Genomic DNA, 275 nt, shown 5'->3' on the forward strand with positions numbered 1-275 from the left:
GGTGGGATAGATGATTGGGGTGAAGTCGTAACAAGGTAGCCGTATCGGAAGGTGCGGCTGGATCACCTCCTTTCTAAGGATATTTTCGGAATATCTCCTACGGAGATAACATTCACGGCTTGCTGTTTAGTTTTGAAGGTTCATCAATGGATGAATACTTCTTATTGTGCTCCTGCGGTTACTCGTCGCAAATACGCGAGGAAGCAAATACAGGTAGCCTATTTGTTCTTTGAAAACTGGATAAAACGACATTGAAAGTAACAAGTTTTAAATAG

1 rRNA gene is annotated in these 275 nt (G+C 41.8%); it reads left to right on the forward strand.

The window, feature by feature from the left end:
* Positions 1-73: ribosomal RNA gene (locus tag C9J36_RS17170) — 16S ribosomal RNA — on the forward strand; the annotation flags it as partial.
* Positions 74-275: the final 202 nt, after the last annotated feature.

It is taken from the genome of Metasolibacillus fluoroglycofenilyticus (assembly GCF_003049645.1).
Lineage (GTDB): Bacteria > Bacillota > Bacilli > Bacillales_A > Planococcaceae > Metasolibacillus > Metasolibacillus fluoroglycofenilyticus.